18 protein-coding genes are annotated in these 18,840 nt (G+C 46.2%); 10 read left to right on the top strand and 8 right to left on the bottom strand.

Annotated features, from left to right (window positions below):
- Positions 1-6 precede the first annotated feature (6 nt).
- Positions 7-1,137, bottom strand: coding sequence for an efflux RND transporter periplasmic adaptor subunit (locus T499_RS0113595; RefSeq protein ID WP_084163203.1), 1,131 nt, complete (start codon positions 1,135-1,137; stop codon positions 7-9).
- Positions 1,134-2,495 (bottom strand): MATE family efflux transporter, encoded by a 1,362-nt coding sequence (locus T499_RS0113590; RefSeq protein WP_157054630.1) that lies wholly within the window; start codon positions 2,493-2,495, stop codon positions 1,134-1,136. Before T499_RS0113590 ends, T499_RS0113595 begins: the two co-directional genes overlap by 4 nt.
- A 198-nt stretch (positions 2,496-2,693) precedes the next feature.
- On the opposite strand from T499_RS0113590, the gene T499_RS0113585 reads away from it, so the two are divergent.
- A complete protein-coding gene (locus T499_RS0113585) occupies positions 2,694-3,452 on the top strand; it encodes a M15 family metallopeptidase (RefSeq protein ID WP_232221113.1) in 759 nt (252 codons plus the stop codon).
- Positions 3,453-3,573: 121 nt separating this feature from the next.
- Here the strand turns inward: T499_RS0113585 and T499_RS0113580 are convergent, their stop codons facing one another.
- The 3 genes from T499_RS0113580 to T499_RS0113575 all read right to left on the bottom strand — a co-directional run bounded on the left by T499_RS0113580 (position 3,574) and on the right by T499_RS0113575 (position 5,881).
- A complete protein-coding gene (locus tag T499_RS0113580) occupies positions 3,574-4,842 on the bottom strand; it encodes an ATP-binding protein (RefSeq protein WP_033151414.1) in 1,269 nt (422 codons plus the stop codon).
- Positions 4,843-5,108: 266 nt separating this feature from the next.
- Positions 5,109-5,213 carry a smalltalk protein gene (locus tag T499_RS14770; RefSeq protein WP_157054458.1) on the bottom strand — a complete coding sequence of 35 codons (105 nt, stop codon included), beginning with the start codon at positions 5,211-5,213 and terminating at the stop codon, positions 5,109-5,111.
- 119 nt (positions 5,214-5,332) lie between these two features.
- Positions 5,333-5,881 carry an HU family DNA-binding protein gene (locus T499_RS0113575; RefSeq protein WP_033151413.1) on the bottom strand — a complete coding sequence of 183 codons (549 nt, stop codon included), beginning with the start codon at positions 5,879-5,881 and terminating at the stop codon, positions 5,333-5,335.
- Between the two features lie 578 nt (positions 5,882-6,459).
- On the opposite strand from T499_RS0113575, the gene T499_RS0113570 reads away from it, so the two are divergent.
- The 9 genes from T499_RS0113570 (at position 6,460) to T499_RS0113525 (ending at position 16,533) form a co-directional block, all read left to right on the top strand.
- Entirely contained in the window at positions 6,460-6,675 is a 216-nt protein-coding gene (locus T499_RS0113570) for a hypothetical protein (RefSeq protein ID WP_033151412.1), read from the top strand.
- A gap of 602 nt (positions 6,676-7,277) precedes the next feature.
- Positions 7,278-10,448: a type ISP restriction/modification enzyme gene (locus T499_RS0113560; RefSeq protein WP_033151410.1), complete on the top strand. Its 3,171-nt coding sequence runs from the start codon at positions 7,278-7,280 to the stop codon at positions 10,446-10,448.
- A 549-nt stretch (positions 10,449-10,997) separates the two neighbouring features.
- Positions 10,998-11,510 carry a hypothetical protein gene (locus T499_RS0113555; protein ID WP_157054629.1) on the top strand — a complete coding sequence of 171 codons (513 nt, stop codon included), beginning with the start codon at positions 10,998-11,000 and terminating at the stop codon, positions 11,508-11,510.
- Between the two features lie 180 nt (positions 11,511-11,690).
- Complete coding sequence (locus T499_RS0113550; protein WP_033151408.1) at positions 11,691-11,975, top strand: hypothetical protein; 285 nt, start codon at positions 11,691-11,693, stop codon at positions 11,973-11,975.
- Between the two features lie 75 nt (positions 11,976-12,050).
- Positions 12,051-12,743, top strand: coding sequence for a BRO family protein (locus T499_RS14520; protein WP_157054628.1), 693 nt, complete (start codon positions 12,051-12,053; stop codon positions 12,741-12,743).
- A 108-nt stretch (positions 12,744-12,851) separates the two neighbouring features.
- The gene (locus T499_RS0113540; RefSeq protein WP_157054627.1) at positions 12,852-13,241 is read left to right on the top strand and encodes a hypothetical protein; all 390 of its coding nucleotides are present in this window, start codon (positions 12,852-12,854) and stop codon (positions 13,239-13,241) included.
- Complete coding sequence (locus T499_RS0113535; protein ID WP_052173770.1) at positions 13,238-15,640, top strand: DUF3987 domain-containing protein; 2,403 nt, start codon at positions 13,238-13,240, stop codon at positions 15,638-15,640. Before T499_RS0113540 ends, T499_RS0113535 begins: the two co-directional genes overlap by 4 nt.
- 11 nt (positions 15,641-15,651) lie before the next feature.
- Positions 15,652-16,044 (top strand): hypothetical protein, encoded by a 393-nt coding sequence (locus T499_RS0113530; RefSeq protein ID WP_157054626.1) that lies wholly within the window; start codon positions 15,652-15,654, stop codon positions 16,042-16,044.
- Between the two features lie 12 nt (positions 16,045-16,056).
- Complete coding sequence (locus tag T499_RS0113525) at positions 16,057-16,533, top strand: D-Ala-D-Ala carboxypeptidase family metallohydrolase (RefSeq protein WP_052173768.1); 477 nt, start codon at positions 16,057-16,059, stop codon at positions 16,531-16,533.
- Between the two features lie 144 nt (positions 16,534-16,677).
- Here T499_RS0113525 and T499_RS0113520 read toward each other — a convergent pair whose 3' ends face one another.
- The 3 genes from T499_RS0113520 to hisC form a co-directional block, all read right to left on the bottom strand.
- Positions 16,678-17,184 carry a DUF6169 family protein gene (locus tag T499_RS0113520; protein WP_033151405.1) on the bottom strand — a complete coding sequence of 169 codons (507 nt, stop codon included), beginning with the start codon at positions 17,182-17,184 and terminating at the stop codon, positions 16,678-16,680.
- Complete coding sequence (locus T499_RS14890; RefSeq protein WP_198021311.1) at positions 17,184-17,357, bottom strand: hypothetical protein; 174 nt, start codon at positions 17,355-17,357, stop codon at positions 17,184-17,186. Before T499_RS14890 ends, T499_RS0113520 begins: the two co-directional genes overlap by 1 nt.
- 424 nt (positions 17,358-17,781) lie before the next feature.
- Complete coding sequence (gene hisC / locus T499_RS0113510; RefSeq protein ID WP_033151403.1) at positions 17,782-18,840, bottom strand: histidinol-phosphate transaminase; 1,059 nt, start codon at positions 18,838-18,840, stop codon at positions 17,782-17,784.

Below are 18,840 nucleotides of genomic sequence, written 5' to 3'. Positions count from 1 at the left end.
TTGTATTTAAAGTTCTTTCTTTCCTGTTTCCTGGGCAACAGCCATTCCCTCAGTCACCATTCCGGCATTCTCGGCTATGATGACATCGCCGTCATTCAGCCCACTGCTCACCACATAGTCCTCATCGTTGGCAGAAATGCCCTTCACCTCTGTAGAGACGGCTCTGCCATCGACGATACGATAAACAAAACATTTGTCCTGAATGTGGATGGTGGCATCCTGCGGTATAACAAAGACCCCATGCTTTGTGGTTGGCAGCACTACATATCCATTACTACCGTTGCGGAACATCTCCGAAGGGTTGTCAAACGACGCCCGGATAAGGACGGATCCTGTCGAGATGTCTGCTTCACCGCTAACGGCATCAATGTGTCCCTCCTGCGGAAGTTTTTCACCCCAGATGGTATAGAGCGAGATGGGAGGCAACTTTTTTAGCAGTTCGTCGGAAGTACTGCAGCCGTACTCATCGAACAAGTTCACGAGCAATTCCTCTGACAACGTGACATAAGCATAGATATGCTTGTTGGTCGCTACGGTGGCAATAGGCTGACTGCTGGTAGGGAACACGACATTATCTTCGAGAAAATTCAGAATACTAATGGTTCCGTCAACAGGGCTGTAGATGGTAGTGTAATTCAGGTTGGAACGCGCAGATGCCAGTTCCGCCTGGGCAGCCTCGAGTTGGGCCGCAGCATCTTCTTTGGCATAACGCGCCCGGAGTAGGTCATTCTCACCCACCATCTGCTGTGCATAGAGCTTCTCTTTACCATCTAAGTTCAGTTGCGCCGTGGAGAGTGCAGCACGGGCTGTCCTCACCTTGGCTTTTGCGGCATTGGCAGCAGCGATGTAGGGAGCTTGGTCGATGATGAAGAGCGGCTGCCCTTTCTTCACGCGACTACCTTCCTTCACGCAAACCTTCTTCAATGTCCCTCCAATAAGAGCACACACATCCACATTCTCTTTGCCCTCTATCTTTGCCACAAACCGGCGCTCTAACGTGTAGTTCTGTTTCTCTACGCGCAACGTCTTATATGTGTTGGCGGGGCTGGATGCTGTTTCCCCGCAGCCGGTCACCAATGTCTGTATGCACAAAAGCATCAGAAAGCTCCATAAAGTGTATCGTGAAAATCTTTTCATACTTTATTATTTTGAATGTTCTTGTAATTCTGAAGTGATTTGAATAGGATGATCACTGTTACAGTTCCAACCACGACATCGGTCACAGGCTGTGCCAGGAATACACCCATATCGGCATGATTCGTCAGGAGGCGAGGCAGGAGCCAAACAAAAGGTACAAGCAGAAGCAATGTACGGGAGATGCCTATCCAGAAAGTGAGGACGGGACGGTTCATGGCCTGCAGCGTACACTGGCTCGCAAACTGCAACGTGGCCACGAAGAACACCACGAACGAGAGGCGAACCATCGGTACGGCGTAGTCCACCATAGGACCATCGCCTACGACCAAGCGAACCACGGGCTCTGTCTGGATTATCATCAACAGGCACACCATCATGGACCATACGAATGTAAATGCGAGCAACAACTTGACATTGTCCCATACCCGCTGCCATTTTCCAGCCCCCAGATTATAACTCGTTATTGGTTGGGAACCATAAGCCATGCCACGGACAGGAAAGAAAAGGAAGTCGTGAAGCATGATGACGAGTGCCATCGTGCCAACGCCCCAATCGCCAGCCAGATGGTAGAGTGTCTGGTTGTAAACGCCCATCTGCACCGTCTCGGCCAGCATCATCGCCATGGGTGCTGTTCCCAAAGCCAGGCAAGGCACTATATGCCGCCAGTCCAGACTCAGAAGCTTCATCCGGATCCGCAGATTGCCCACACGTGCAAGCATCACAATAGCGACGACGGCAGAAGTTACCTCAGCCACAGTGGTAGCCCATGCTGCTCCGGCTATACCCCAACCAAACAGGAATATAAAGATGGGGTCGAGTATCATGTTAATCACGATACCAGACCCGATTACAAAGAGTGCTTCGTTGGAGTATCCCTGAACGAGCAGAAACGGTGCCAGCATGCTTGATATGATGCATGCCGCATTGCCGGGGGTGGAAATACGCAGATAGCACTCGGCCATGGCAGCTGTCTGTGGACTACCGCCAAAAATACGTATAAGTTCGGGGCAGAATACTTCTACTAAAAGCAAGGTGAGTATAGCTAACAAAATACTGAACGCCATCATGCTGCCAAGTGTGCGTTCGGCCTGATCGTGATGGCCCTGGCCAAGCAGCAAGCCTACACGCGATGAGATGCCCGTACCCGTCAGTTCGGCTAGCGCAATAATCATATATACAATAGGTACGCAAACCCCCGATGCCGTGAAAGCCAACTGCCCCACGTCGGGTATATGGGCTATCCAGATACGGTCCACAACATTATTCAGCAACATCAATAGTTGCTGTAACACCACTGGCACCGTCATTGATACAAACAGCCTGCGGATGGGTTCCGTGCCTAATCTCTGGTCAGTCAAAATCGTCAATCAATTAGAGCCCCTATTTGGGCGTTTTTGGTTTTGATAACAAATATAAGCAAAATAATCCAAACCTCCAAGTCAAAAGGGCATGACAGATTGTATTTTACAGTATTTAAGATAATTTTGCAAAATTTGGTGTTTTAAACGGCTGAATGTAAGGGATTATACCTTATATTTGCAAAAAATATAAATATTATGAGAAAGGTTTTTAATTGGCTGATGGCTGCCATCCTTACATTATGCGGTATGGGTGCGTTGGTGTCGTGTGGCAATAGTGATAATCGTACCACGCCCAATGTAACACCGCTCACAAAGTGGCAGGCCGGTAAAATCGTAAGTGCTGAGGCTATAGAAGCCTACGGTGGTATCGACAAGTGTTTTGCTGCAGAACCGATACCCGACGACGTTTGGGAGCGCATGCAGGGCAAAACCTACAAGGAGAACCCCTATATCGGACGCGACGACCTGCGCCATGTACGTGCCCTGCATTGGGACTACGACAACCGTATGCACGTGGGCGAGATGGTGTGCAACAAGCAGATAGCCGACTGCGTGGCTGGTATTCTGCGAAAGCTGTTCGATGCAAAGTATCCCATCCAGCGTATGCTGTTGCCCGATGTGTATGATGCCGACGACGAGACGCAGATGCGCGACAACAACTCGTCGTGTTTCTGTTATCGAAGTATCGCTGGCTCTGCCAATCTGTCGAAGCATGCCCGCGGTTTGGCCATCGACATCAATACGTTCTACAACCCCTATTATAAGGTGCGCCAGGATGGCACATTGTTTGTCCAGCCCGCCACGGCAGAGGCCTATTGCAATCGCGACTGGGACTTCCCCTACAAGATAGACCACGACGATCTCTGCTTCAAGCTCTTCACCGAGGCTGGTTTCGAGTGGGGTGGCGACTGGACCACGTGTAAGGACTATCAACATTTTGAATTAGTAGAATAACAATTCGTCCCACCATCACCAACGGCCTCGTGGCCTGCTTCGTAACCGAAACGGAGAAGTGAAAAATCCAAAAGTAGGGGCAAAAAATCGCCATTTTTATCCAAAAGTAGGGGCAAAAACACTATTTCAATAACCACTTCCAAACAGGTATGACCTCGATGGTACCGTGCTGATCGGTGATGGTTTCTTCTTCATCGTAGGTAAGTATAATACGACGGTTGCATGTCAGACGGCGAGGGAGCTTCTGGAGAGCTTCCGTCTCGCGTTTTCGGGTGTCTTCATCGTGCAGGGAGTAACTTACTTGGATAGCCAGCTCGGCTTCAGGAACATAAAAGTCAACTTCAAAGCTATCGTTATAAAAGAACACACGCTCGTTTTCTGGATCGTGGCCATAAATGCGGAACAATTGGAGGGCTACAAGATTCTCGAGCTGCATGGCGTCTTTGTCGATAAGGAACAAACCGAGTATGCCGGTGTCGATGAAATAGTATTTGCAGTTACTTTCCTTATCTGCTAATGCCGATGAGTAGTTACGCAGTCGTAGTAACAACCAGGCATCTTCGCAGTATTCTACATATTTGATAGTAGTGGCAAGGCTGAGCTTACCGCCAACACTTGAAAGCAGGTTGTTTATGCGGTTATAGGAGATTGGACGGCATACGCTCTCTGCCATTTTCCTTACCAATACACGGATACCAGAAACGTTGGTAATCTTGTTACGGGCGATGATGTCACCCATGTATATCTTTTGATATACACTGCTCAGATAGTTGCGCTTGGCTGGTAGCAGTGCAGCTGCGGGCAATCCGCCATCGTGAAGATAGTCATCGAAACAACGTATAATTTTAGCGCGTCCTTCGGTAGAGAGAATGTCTAATTCGGCAGTAGGCACCTGATGTACAGCCAAGAACTCCTTGAAACTGTAGGGATAGACTTCGGCTATTAGAAAACGCCCACCAAGGGTGGTGTTTATCTCACCCGAAAGCATCTTTGCGTTTGAACCAGTGATAAAGATGGTATATTGGCTGTCGGCCATTCTTCGTGCAAATTTGTGCCAACAATCAATGTTTTGAATCTCGTCGAGAAAAAGCATGGGGCGTTTGCCATACATCTCCTGATGACATTCCAACAGACGGTTGAAGTCGTCGGTATCGAAGTTTTCAAGGCGCTCATCCTCAAAACTGAGATATAGCATTTCGTCCCACTTATGTCCTTGGGCAAGTAATTGCTGGATGACATGATATAGCATATATGATTTGCCAGCTCTGCGCACACCAACCAGTACTCGACAGGGAAAGTCGTCGAGCTTAAGGTCTCGAGGTTCTACTACATATCGCTCCACCTCCTGTTGATTGTCCCTAAGGATCTGCTTCAAAATCTGCTTGTCCATTGTTCGTTCGTTTTATAAATCTGGGAGCAAATATACGAATTGTTTAATGAATTTGCAAATAATTCGCCATTTTTATTTAATGAATTAAACAAAATTGCACAAAAATCCAAAAGTCGGGGCAAAAAAATGCCATTTTTATCCAAAAGTAGGGGCAAAACATTTTGAGATTTCTACAAAATCCCCCAGGCTTCGATTTGAAACCTGGGGGTAATAGAGCCTGCTGCAGTATGCGAGGCGGGCCGCGCAAGTGCAGGTCCTTGGCTATTTTACATGGCGCCCATGCAGCTGGTGGCACCCAGCGCCGTTACTATCGCCGTTGCGATACTTGCAATCATCTGCACGATGAACTTCAATGTTTCCTTCTTGGTCATAATGTTTTAATGTTTAATCTTTCGCTCGGCTTTGCCGCTTGGCATCGCCAAGAATGTTTAATGTTTAATGGTCAATGGTCAATGGTCAATGGATAGGGTGGGGCTTTCGCCCCAACCCCTTAGTCTCCGATAGGCTCGTGGCTTCCACCACCGCTATTGCCACCGCCGCTATTTCCGCCGCCTCCGGTATTTCCGCCAGTGCTTGGCTGGGTGTTCTCGTTGTCCTCCACGTCGCCGCTATCGGTACTGGTCACACGCTTCACCTCCTTGCCGTCGCGGTCAAAACAGGTAATCTGCACGGCCGTCTTCGACAGCTCCTCCTTCAGATCGGTGTCGGGGGTAAAGATAATGCGGCGACTCGAAATCAGTCCGGCCTTCACCTCATCCACCTTTTCTACGCTCTTGGCGCGCAGTCCGAAACGCATGGTTCCCAGTCCTGGCAGCGCAACCGAGTGTCCCTCAGTGGCCCATGCCTTAATTACCTCGCCAGCCGCATCCCAGCAGGCCTGCATCACTCCCTTGCTCACGCCGCTGCGCAGGGCAGCCTCCTTAATCACCTTGTCCTGAGTCAGAGCCGTGTACAGCTCCGGCATCATCACGTAACGATACTTACCAGCATACTTGCCGATGTTCTGCAACTGTTCCTTAGCTTTTACCTTCAATGCCATAATCTTTAAATGTTTAATGTTTAATGTTTAATGTTTAATGTTTCTCGCTGTCTCATTTCAATCGAAAATCCGCCTCCCCCGTGGGCCCGTAAATTTTTTCTCGTGGGCGCGTATATTTCTTCTCTCAAATTGACAATGCAAAGGTACGGCATTATGGTTGCGGTTCTCGAATTCTTTCGGAATAAAATCACGTGTTTTTCGCGATAATTTTGGTGCTGGTCAAAATGGTCAAGGTCAAAATGGTCAAAATCGAAAAATCAACTGTCAAAATCCGTCACTATAATATAAATATTTATATTTATATATAGTGAGCAAATAACCGCGTTTCTGAAATCGAAAATGACCAAAATGACCTTGACCAAATGACCACGACTTTGTGTCTTTTCCTGTGTACTACCCTAGAAAAAGTTGAATGGATTTTACCTTAACCCTGCCATAGGTTGAATGCTTGTTTGATACCTTAATCCTTAACCCTGGCAAAAGTTGAATCATTCTCTCTAAACCCTTTTTTTTGTTGAACAGACTCCGCGGAAAGCCGTTCAATCATATTCAGGGTTTGCGGCTAAGGACCGTCATATTTGAAGAAAGGAAAATATCTTGGTTGGCGTAGGGTGGTTGAAGGTAAACATGAAGAGAGTGCTTACTTTACTTATTTTGATCGCGAGATAGGAATTAAAACAATTCTTGCTATGCGCAAGATGAAAAATGGCGGTCCATACAAACCATACGCGATTATTGACCAGTATACCTTTGAGAATAATGTTGGTGTATTAAAAAAAGGAACTCCGCTTTAATGGCCTTGCTTGCCGGACCAACCGGGGCTATCCATCTTAAGCGGAGTTTAAAAGTGCTTCTATTTTCATGAGTCGCTTGCCGATCCAAACGGGGCTCTCATCCTAAATAGGTTCCTTTCACGCCGCAAAGATAAGAACTTTTTCTGATAATCCAAACTATTTTGTAGATTTTATAAATAAAATGCCGAAAAACCTTACCGATTTCACTTTTTATTTGTACTTTTGCAACGTCCATACCTTTGCCCTCGTGCAAATGGGTGAGGACAACGACATATTGAGAAGCGTCATTGATGCTTTGTTTTTGACCGTTTGAACTACCACAATCAAATCCCAATCAAAGACAAATGCGGAGGTGAATGCTACGGGTGTAGTATATACTACCCGGAGTGTGCAGAGGGCGTATTATGCCCTCACGCACACTTTTCGGGTGTACATATACTTCGGCGTGGGTATTCAGACTCTGTTCGTTCTATTGGGAAGGCTGTGGTAGGCCGAAACGGGGAACGGCAGATGAGGATACCCCGCTTTTTGTATGTTGCTGGATATAAGAGAAATCATCCTGACTTCAGGGTATCAGTTGGGGAATTTGGTCACTAACCGATATGAAGTCTGACGAAGAGATAATAAAGTCATACACGAAAGCTGTTAACAAGAAGTATTCGTCTGGTGAAGCCAGCGAGCTGACCTATAGAACTCCACTGGAGAATTTTCTCTATGACATCTTTGATGGCAAATATGACATCATGGGTGAGAAGAAGTTGATGCTATGTGGTAAACCGGACATTGCTATTGTTAAAGATAGGGTTACCATTGCGGTGTTTGAAACCAAGGATATCGGTAAGGGAGATCTTGATGGCAAAGGAAAAAATCAGGAACAATTCGATAGATATAAACAGGCCATTAATCATATTGTTTTCACAGACTACATCGACTTTCATTTCTATGAGAATGGAGAACTTAAGGAGACTATTTGTATAGGCAGCCAGAAAAAGGATAAAATTGAATTTGATCAGATTAAAATAGAAGAACTCATAGCTTCTATACGTAAGTTTGTTCCTAATGGCGCTCCGGAAATACGTTCCACGAAACTGCTTGCTGATCTTATGGCGAGAAAGGCCAAACTGATGTGTGAGACTATAACCCAAGTGTTGAATGACAACACAATCAATGACGATGCCAAAGGCTTGTTGATTAGCACATATAATGAGATAAAGGATGGGCTGATACAGGGGATAGATATAAAAGGTTTTGCAAAGATATATTCTCAGACCGTTGCTTATGGCTTGTTTGCTGCCAGGCTTAACGATACCACTCCAAATGATTTCTCTCGTGCTGAAGCGGCAGACCTGATACCAAAGACCAATAGATTATTGAGAGGTATCTTTAATAATCTCGCAGGCAATAATATCCATGAAAATATATCATGGATAGTAGATGATTTAGTGAACATGTTCAGTAAAACGGAATTAATGAAGATGTTCGAAAAGGAAATAAAAAAAGACCGCGACCCACTTGTTCACTTTTATGAAGATTTCCTAACGGCCTTTGATCCTGAAGACAAAAAGAATCGTGGCGTATGGTACACGCCTATTGAGATAGTCAGGTTTATCGTAAAGTCTGTTGATGTGTTATTAAGAAACAAAATGGATGTTGTAGATGGTTTGGCTAATAGTGAATTGGTACCAAATCGAACTGTTGAAGGGAACGAGTTGGTGCCTAAAGTACAGACACTCGATCCTGCTACAGGCACCGGTACATTCCTGGCTGAAGTGATTAATCTGGTTAGTGAAGAATACGGAAATGGTTCTATGCTGTGGCAGAAGTTTGTTCACGAAAACTTGCTTAAAAGACTCTATGGCTTTGAAATACAAATGGCCAGCTATACAGTAGCACACATCAAAGTTGACATGGTTTTACGGCGAACAAAATATAAAATTAAGGATTCTGACCATTTCGGCATCTGCCTAACAGATTCTCTGCGTAGAAATATGGGGAAAGGCGATTCAAATACTGGTTATTGGATTTCAAGGGAACAAGAAGAAGCCAACCGCATCAAAGCACAATGTCCTATTATGGTAATGATAGGAAACCCACCATATAATGGTGAAAGCAAGAACAAGGGTAAAGAAATAGAAAAACTGGTTTCTGCTTATAAGTTGGAACCTGGTAGGAATGACCTCACAATTCCAGATGCGAAATGGGTAAACAACGACTATGTTAAGTTTATCGGTCTTGCCCAGCAATTTATTCACGAGAACAATGGTGGCATAATAGGCTATATCAATGCCAATAGTTATCTGGAAAGTCTCACATTCCGTGGAATGCGTTATCAACTACTTAAAGAGTTCGATGAGATTTATATTATCAATTTGCATGGTGATTCAAAAACCCGAGAGACATCTCTCCGCGGAGAGAAGGAAGAGAATGTCTTTCAGATTCAACCGGGTGTGTGCATCAATTTGTTCGTAAAGAAGCAGTTGGCAGAAGATGAAGTTAGAGCAGATGATCATATGGCAGAAGTGTATTACACAGATGTTTATGGCAGTAGAAAGAACAAATTAGCATTACTCAATGAGAACGATGTGAGTACTCTGAATTTTAGAAAAGTAGAATTGCACGCGCCAATGTATTTCTTCGTGCCAATAGATTTCTCGTATGAAGAAGAATTCTATTATGGTTTCTCTCCTGACGAGCTTTTTACTATTGGTGGTGTGGGAATATGTTCAAAAAGAGATAAGATTGCATTTCAAAAAACAGAAGAGCAGATAAGGAAAGTGATATGTGATTTCTCCGAAATGAGCGAAAAAGAACTCAAGGAAAAATATGACATTAGGACGGAGAGTAGAGATCAAAAAGTTCTTTATGCCCAAAACAATGTAAAATCTTTTGGAATGAAAAACCAATATTTCAAAAAGGCTTTATATAGACCATTTGATTTTCAATACACTTACTTCACAAATAAATCAAAAGGATTTCTTGCTTATCCTGTGTATGACATCATGCGACATCTAATACATGAAGATGCTAAGAAGAATTTAGCATTGATACTTTGGCCTGCAGGAAAAGATGTTGGGGATATGCAATGGAATTTGGTTTTTGCAGCCGACACGATCGTTGATATTCATGTATTTTATAGAGGTGCTTATGTCTATCCATTATATGTCAATACGAAAAAAGAGACATCATATGGAGATTCTTCATCACAAGAATTTGGAGATGAAAAAGATTGTATTGTCCCAAACCTCAATGAAAGAATAATGCGAGTAATCGAAATGAATCTTGGCGAACGGCCGTCACCCGAAGATTTGTTTGATTACATTTATGCCGTACTTTATAGTCCATGGTATAGAGAGCGATATAAAGAATTCCTAAAGCGTGACTTCCCCCACATACCATATCCCAAAGACACAACTACGTTTGAAAAACTCGTTGTAATTGGAAAGAAATTACGCGAGTTGCACTTGATGAAAGATTGTAGCAAATGGAATGCTCGTCACCGATTCCCATGTATAGGCGAAGGTAGCGACACATTAGAATACCGCAGATGGGAGAATGAAAAAATATATTTCAACGATACACAATACTTTGATAATGTGCCCAAAAACGTTTGGGATTTCTATATAGGTGGTTATCAGGTAGCAGACAAATGGTTGAAAGACAGAATAAACACTGATATATCATACAACGAAATTGTACACTATCAGAACATCCTTTATTCTATAGAGAATACAATTGGTTTAATGAAAGAAATAGATGAGATTTTAATTTCTTGATCTGGTAATGAATAGAATTATAGAGCTGGCTCTTATTGGTAATCCAACCTCTTCTTATAGCGAATAAACGCCCAAAATCTATGTTTGATTTGTAGAGAGGCGTTTTGATGAAAAAAAAGTTTGTTTTGAAAATAAACTACTAAATAATGGCGGTTGCTGCATTGGCAGCAATCGCTGTTTATAAAATAACCAAATAATCTGAAACACCAAGTTTTGGGGCAAAAATCACGCAATAAAAAGATAAAAAAAGATGCTGCGTTCTGGCTTTTTTATTATATCTTTGTAACCGCGATTCTATAAATTGATCGCATAACTATAACTAAATATTATCATTGCATATGAACAAACTATTATCATTACTGCTACGCGCAGTTGGGGCGCTAAAGTTAGCGCGATGCCAGCAGGCAACTAAGACTGAAACTTTGGACCAAAATCCAATATGCTTGCTGGCGAACCGAGAGGTTAATCTATTATTTGTTGTTCAGAATAATCAGTTTAATTTTATTCTGGAGAAGGATACCAACATCTGTTTTACAAACACTGATGACTATGACAAACCAAGAGAAGAAGGAGTTGATGACGGGGCTGCTACAAGGAGCTAATCTGGAACACGCACAGATAAACCTTATACTTGAGGAGGGAGCAACCATAAGCTATTCCTGTAATCAGCCAAATGACAACAAGACAACCAGCAATAGCCATCATACAAAAGATGCAATAATGGACTATGTGGGCAGGCTGAAGCCCATGGTGCGCGACAGTTATATTGATTGTTACGACCAGTTGTGGATGGGGATTCTGGAACTGAAGGAGGTGAAAATGCATGTGTACGATAGTGGCAAGCAACAAGACACAACGTTTAATCGCAATCTTGTGGCGCAAATCATACACCAGATGGCTGCAACCATTTTTGTGCCCACTGCCAACACGGTGAATATGGCGCAATATCTGGAACCAAGTAAGGGTGGCGATCACCCTGTGAGACAGAAACTGGGCGAATCGCCCGAAAATGAAATAAGAAAATCGGTTGACAAATACCTAAAACAACATATTTTTGGATAGTTTTTTGAAAGAATCATGAAAGTTGAGCTCTCGTAAATGAGGGCTCAATTTGTTTTGTATCAACATGTTACGTGTGAATGAAAGTTGCGTCCAACTTTCTTTCATTTTTTCATCGGATTATTTGCCATACTTTTGCAGCGTCGATGAGACAAGTGTTAATTTGATTTATTGATACACATTATGGAAACAAAAATCTTAAAAGTAGTACGCCAGGGCGAGGCCTTTAGCGTACAGTCATCAAAGAGTGACAACGGTACTATCCAGAAGTGCAACATTGTGCTGCGCGAGATGGGTGGTGGTAAGTTCGAAAACGAGTATGTGTGCGCCATGCTGGGTAATCTGGCGGCGTGCAGGTTCTACGAAGGTGATGTGGTGGCAGCCACACTTCGTTTCTCTACACACGAGTATCAGGGACAAACGTTCCAGGAGATACTTGCAACCGATATCGTAGTTATTAAACATTAAACATTAAAGATTCTTGCGTCCCTTCGGTAGCAAGCGCCACCCTACGGGATGTCGAGCGAAACATTAAACATTATTATGGCAAAAGACATTCAGATTTTTAAGCATGAGATGTTCGGCGAGGTTCGAACACTCACAAACGAGAACGGTGAGACTTTCTTTGTAGGTAAAGATGTGGCAGATGCGCTGGGATATACAAATACCCCGAAAGCTATTCGCGACCACGTTGACGACGATGACAAGCTGACCGAACGATTCGTTCTGTCAGGTCAAACTCGAAGCGTGATTATCATCAACGAGAGCGGTCTTTACGCTTTGGTGCTCAGCTCTAAGCTGCCGCAGGCTAAGGAGTTTAAGCGCTGGGTAACAGCCGAGGTGCTGCCGCAGATTCGACAGACGGGCGGTTACATACCAACCCGAAACCCACGTACGGGCGAGGTGATGACCGAGAGCGAGATGGTTGAGGCTGCCAACCGCATTGTGGCACGAACGATTGCTCGCAGCAATCTGCCTGCCGACGACTGCTTTACGGCTACCCAGGTGGCAGAGAGCTTGGAGGTGGATGTAAAGGTGCTGAACCACTTCCTGGTAGATAAGGGTGTGATGTATTGGAGTTACGGCAGATACAAGCTTACTGCCAAGTATGCCGATTGCGGCTATGCCGAGGAGCGCAAATTTCACTATCACGCCTTGGACGGCGCCCGCAAGCAGCGCCCCTATCTGGTGTGGACCAAGCAGGGTAAGGAATTTATCAAATCGCTTTTCCATTAAGAGAGTTAACAACCAACAGTAATTTCTGAGTTGAAGCCGAGGAGGATTTTCTCGAGTAAATGGCCAAGGAATCCGAAACTTCTTCTCGCTTAATAACTTAGAAATAATATGAAAACTAGAAAAAGTAATATCTTAGGAGAACAGGTAATGGTTGAAGGTTTGATGACCTTCGGCAAGTTGGAAACAGGACAGCGCACTCTGGATTTTGAGTGCTGCGAGGATGTGGTGGCCGAGGCTTTTAACGGACGCTTCAAGGTGCAGGGCATGCGCGATGGTAACGTGTATATGAGCGAGTTGCCTAAACGACCAAAGAACAAGCCGCTGTTTCGTGAGGATAACTGCTCGTTGTCGCACGGACGTAACGGCCGCTACTATTTTGTGTTCTCGCTGGATGAGGATGAGGTAAGGCTGTTGCCCCAAAAGCTAATGGAGCAGGCCAGCGCCATAGCGCGAAAGGTGATTCGTGAATTGATGAAAGGAGGAGGATACAGTTTATGATATCGTACTGCAAGAATGGCAAGTCGGCACAAGTGCTGGCTTGCCCTCAGGAAACGCTTAACGAAATATTCGATTCGCCCGAGGTGGCTGAGGTATGCCAAAAGCTAACCGGGGTTGACCACGATAGCGACGAGGCAAAGATGCTGAAACAGGGTTTGCCGCTGCTGATGTTTATGGCCAATTATACCGATGGACACCGACATGCTAAGAGTGCTGTGCCTACTGGGATGGCCTACTTGGATCTGGACGAGCTTAACGGCGAAGACCCTCGCGAGGTATGGAAACGACTGGTGCAGTTGCTCATCAGGCTGGAGCTGGAGCATCTGATAGTATTGGCACACGTGAGTTGTTCGGGCAAGGGGTTACGCATCGTGTATATCATCCCCAGTCAGTTCGGCATTCTGAAGCCAACGGAGCGTATTGACCAGTCGAAACAGTGGCTGGCTGCCAAATTGGGTGTAACCGATGATTCGAAAACCAAAGACCTGGCTCGCGGCTCGTTCGCGGTACCGAGAAGCTACGTGCTTTATGGCCCCGACAAGCGACTGTTTGAGGAGAGTGTGAACGCGAGTGTGAAGCAAGAGATTAATTTAGCAACGGAGGACAGGACTAATAGGGCAGAGCCGTTGCAAGAAAACTTCCCTACGCACTATCACGGCATACCATTTACGGACATTATCGCAAAGTACTGGGAGTTGAACAATCACGGGTTTGAACCTACTATTGGCGACCGTGATACGTTGACTTATCAGTTGGCTTGCGACCTGCGCCACATCTGCGCCAAGAATGCCGATTGGTTGGATCAAGTTATACCCTGCTACGATGGTTTTACACCTGAAGAGAAACGTGCGAAGATTAAGAGTGCGCTAAGTTCGGAGTACAACGGATTCCCCCTGCGCCTGCGCAATGTGCTTAATTATTTTGCCGCTCGAGCTCCGCTCGCTTGCTACCGGGGGGACGCAAGAACGGACAACAGGACTGACAAGACTGAATTTGCTGCTGATAATGGTGAAACAGAAGTCCTTGAATCGTGTTGTCAATTGCTAAAAATTTCCAAGCTTCCACAAGGAGTGAAGGACTCTATTGATGCCGTAGGCCCATCGCTGGCCATGCCAGTGGTTACGGCCATTTGTCCTTGTATCGGTACGCTGGCTACGGGCGTGCAGCTGGATGTACATGGCACCAAGCGCGGTTTGAACCTGATATCGTACATAGCCGGTGATTTTGCATCGGGCAAGGGTGGTATCGACCCCGTAGTGGAAGCTTGGATGAGCGAGGTAGCTGCGCTTGACAAGATGTACCAGCAGCAGGAAGAGGAGTGGCGCGCCAAAAAGCGTGCCGCCAAGAACCAGAAGAATCAGCCCGAGGAACCAAAGCTTCCCGTACGCTGGCTAACGCTGAACAATACTGTGGCCAACCTGGCTGAGCGCCTGGCTAACACCGAGGGTAAGCACGGCTTCTCGTTTACGCCTGAGGCTGATACGGTGGCACAGAAGTGGAAATCAACGATGTGTGACTTCTCTGTAATGCTGCGCCAAAGTTACGACGGCAGCAAGTTTGAGCGCGAGGCCCGCAGTGCCGATGCGGTAAACGTACATATTGAGCACCTGCTATGGAACGTTACGATGTGCGGCACACCCGATGCGCTGTATCGTGTGGTAAACAACTACACAGATGGATTTCAGAGTCGTATAGCGGTAGCCCGCACGCCTGACAATACCTTTGCACCGCTTGAGGATAAGCCCTACGTACTTACCGACCGCCAGCGCGACCGCATACAGCAGATTGCCCACCTGCTACCGCTGATGTACGGCGAGGTGGTGCTGCCTAAGCTAGAGGCAAAGGGTAGGGCATGGGTAGAGCGCATCCGCTTGGAGACGATGAAAAACGACGACCGCACCCGTGCCCGTCAGCGCTTCCGCGTGTGCGTAACAGCACAACGAATGGTGTGTTGCCTCATGCTGTGCAAGGTGTGCGAGGGGTTGATTCAGAAGCACGGATTGAGCGGTGCCGAGGCGCAGCTAAAACAGAAGCCTGGGCTGTGGAGGGAACTGCTGCTGAAAGCACAGACCCCAACGATGCTGGAGGCCTACGACGTGATAGCCGACTCGCTACTAGAGAACGCCCTCTACTTCTTCCGTGATCGCATAGAGAACGCTTTCCAAAGTCGCGACTATGCAGGCGGTCTGAACGGTGAACGACAGAAGCGCGGCAAGAACGACTCTATTTTTGAGCGACTGGACATCCAGTTCACCTTCCAGCAAGCTATGCAGCACTCGGTAGCGGTGAAAGGTTCCAATGTGACCCACAACACCGTTCGCCAGATGCTGAAAAACTGGCGCAAGCAGGGGCTTGTGGTGCTTGAACAGGATGGAAACTATAGAAAAGTGAATAGTTAATAGTGGTCAAAATGGTCAAAATCGAAAACAACCAAGAATGCTTTGTGAAGCTCTGGCTTAGGCTGGAGCGCACAAGGCGCCTCTTCGGAGGTCAGTGTAAGCGTTTCTGCATCCGAAACGTATTGAAGGCGTGGTTCGGTGGTGAGGCTACCGATAACTTTATTTGGGAGGTATGCCACCTGTGCGAGCAGGAAGGTTGGAACGAGCTGCCTCTGCCCAGTCTCTATCCGCGCAAGCACCGCGAACTGCTGCGCGCTATTGTAGCTGTACGTACAGGCATCAGCTTTTGGAAAATAAATCTGAAAGTTCTCGATGCTGCCTACAGCGAGGCTTTCCCCCATAGTACACCACTGAACGTGAACAAGAAGAGAAAGGTAAATTATACATTAAACATTAAACATTAAACATTAAACATTATGGAATCCATAGTTCAGTTAAACAGTAATGCAAACCTCTCCGAGCACTTCAAACTCGGGGAGATGACAAAGAGTAGTAGTCATCCCGAAGTGTATAACATCCCTAGCCATGAGGCGATTGCAAACCTGAAGCGGTTGTGCGGTTGGCTGGAGGTGCTGCGCAAGCGTTATAATGATAAATATGGAGTGGGTGAGGAACCCATCCGTATTAACTCTGGGTATCGCAGCCCGCAATTAAATAAGAAGATTGGTGGCGCGGCGGGGAGCAACCACCTCACTGGGTGCGCGGTGGATATCCGCGTGCTGGGGATGGAACAGCTGATACGCTATGCCACCATACTTCTAGATTATGCAGATGAGAGTCGTCAGGATTTTGATGAGTTGCTAATCGAGCGTAACCGCTGTGGTGCCATCTGGCTGCACTTTGCCGTGCGCCCATTCAGTAATCGCCGCAAGGTTGCGTTTATCCAAGCCTAGAAACAATCAGAGAGCCATGCCCCGCGGCACGGCTCTCTTTGTTTGTTAAGCGATAACTCTGCGAAAGGGATTACTCTGTAGGATAAGCTGTTTTCTGCCAGGTCGGGAAATCCCCTTTTGTTGCTTTGGTAAATGAAGGGTAGGTTATGGTTTCATATCGTTGAACATCGCCACTTCGGCATCGAAGCGGTTTACGATTTCATCTATTTGTGGATGATTACGAGGAACAATGAGCGCTATATATTCCTTAATAGGCTTGTTGTCGGGACCAACACCTCTTACCTCAGTGGCCTTAATGAGATAACGCTTTTGTTGCTCGTAGCCGTTGAACCATCTAAGGAATAAACGCGCGCGCTGTGCCTGCTGGCCATTGTCGGTGCTGCACATATAGAGCAATACGTCAGGATTCAGCCTGAAGAATTCCTCAATGATACAGATAACGGTTTGTGCTATCTTTATGTCACCAGGAGATTTAGTGTGCTCAGGATTTGTAAGGTTGAACCAAAAAGCAGTGTAGTATGGGTTACTATCCAATTCGAAATCTACGAGGTATTTGATGCCATTGTCGGTTTCGAAACGATATATCTCACCATCGCTCCATACTTTGTACGGAGCATAGATGTTGATGCGGGTAACGTCGAGGTTCTTCATTACTTCACTGCAATATCGTAGTAATGGGAGTCGGCAGCCTGTTGTCTCAGTCGCTCCTCCTCGGCGAATATCTCGTTAGCCCTTTTCTGGAAGGCATCCTTGCGCTCTCTGGCTTTTTGTAACCATGCCATTACTTCTTCGCGGGTGCGCTGCTTGTAGGTTGTTGTTTCCATAATCGTCGTTTTTATTATCCTTTCGGTTGCAAAGATAGGAAGAAGTTTTGAAACTTCCAAATTATTTATTCGAAATCGTCATTTTGTGATGTAGACAAAACCTTAAGGACACAAAAAAACGGCTGCCACAGAACCGTCCCTTGTCATCCCAAAAAAACGGCTGCCACAGAACCGTCCCTTGTCATCCTGTGCCTTAAATTTGTTAAACGTGATGAACACTTTTGGGGCAAATTTGTTAAACGTGATGAACACAAGAGAAATTGTGTCAATTGTTCTTATGACGATATTTGTGGTTAAATTATATAAAAAAGGTTGTAGTGTTATAACCATTTTGAAAACTTTTTGTATCCAGAAAATAAAAAAACACCCTGCTTCATGTTACTGAGGCAGGGTGTTTTGCTATTTAGAGGGCCGCGGCCTGATACTAGTACTGACGCAGGGCGGCAATCAACTCGCTGTTTTCGGTCTTGGTGCCGATGGTGATGCGCAGGCAGTTCTGACAGAGCTGCACGCGGTTGCGGTTGCGAACGATGATGCCCTGATCCACCAGATAGTTGTAGATACCGGTGGCATCGGTCATCTTGGCCAGGAAGAAGTTGGCATCCGTAGGATAAATCTTCTCGCAGATAGGGAGTATGCTGAAGGCCTGCATTACGCGGCCGCGCTCCTCCTTCAGAATCTTTACCCAACCATCTACTTCGAATGGGTCCTGCAATGCCTTGAGTGCCTGCTGCTGGGTGAGCAGGTTGACATTGTAGGGATACTTCACCTTATTAAAAATGTCGATGATGCCTTCTGATGCGAAAGCCATGCCCAGACGGATAGCGGCACAGCCCCATGCCTTCGACATGGTGTTGAGCACTATCAGGTTGGGGCGCGACCATTGACCATTGATCATGGCCCACTGGCGGAACGACGTCTGCGATGAGAAATCGCTGTAAGCTTCATCGACAATCACCAGACCGTCGAACTGTTCAATCACCTTAACCACCTCTTCGGGTTTCAGGCAGTTGCCGGTGGGGTTGTTAGGGGTGCACAGCCAGATAATCTTGGTATGCTCGTCGGTGGCAGCCAACAGTGCGTCGGCAGTTACCTGGAAATGCTCGTCGAGCAATACGGTGCGATACTCTACGTTGTTGATATCGGCACACACCTTATACATACCGTAGGTGGGCTCGATGGCCACCACATTATCCACGCCTGGCTCGCAGAAACAGCGATAGGGCAGGTCGATGGCCTCGTCGCTACCGTTGCCCAGGAAGATGCACTGGGCAGGCACGCCTTTTACTTTAGCGATGGCCTCCTTGAGCTCCAGCTGCAAGGGGTCGGGGTAGCGGTTGTAAGGCGCGTTGTATGGATTCTCGTTGGCATCGAGAAACACCCTGGCCTCGCGGCCAGCGTACTCATTCCTCGCAGAACTATATGGAGCTAAGTTCCATATATTTCTTCTCGTCAATCGTTCTAGATTAAACTTCTCTTTCAT

This window comes from Prevotella sp. RM4, from assembly GCF_000701965.1.
In the GTDB taxonomy this organism is placed as follows: Bacteria; Bacteroidota; Bacteroidia; order Bacteroidales; family Bacteroidaceae; genus Prevotella; species Prevotella ruminicola.
Note: the sequence above shows the minus strand (reverse complement) of the source record. Positions and strands in the feature narration are given on the sequence as shown.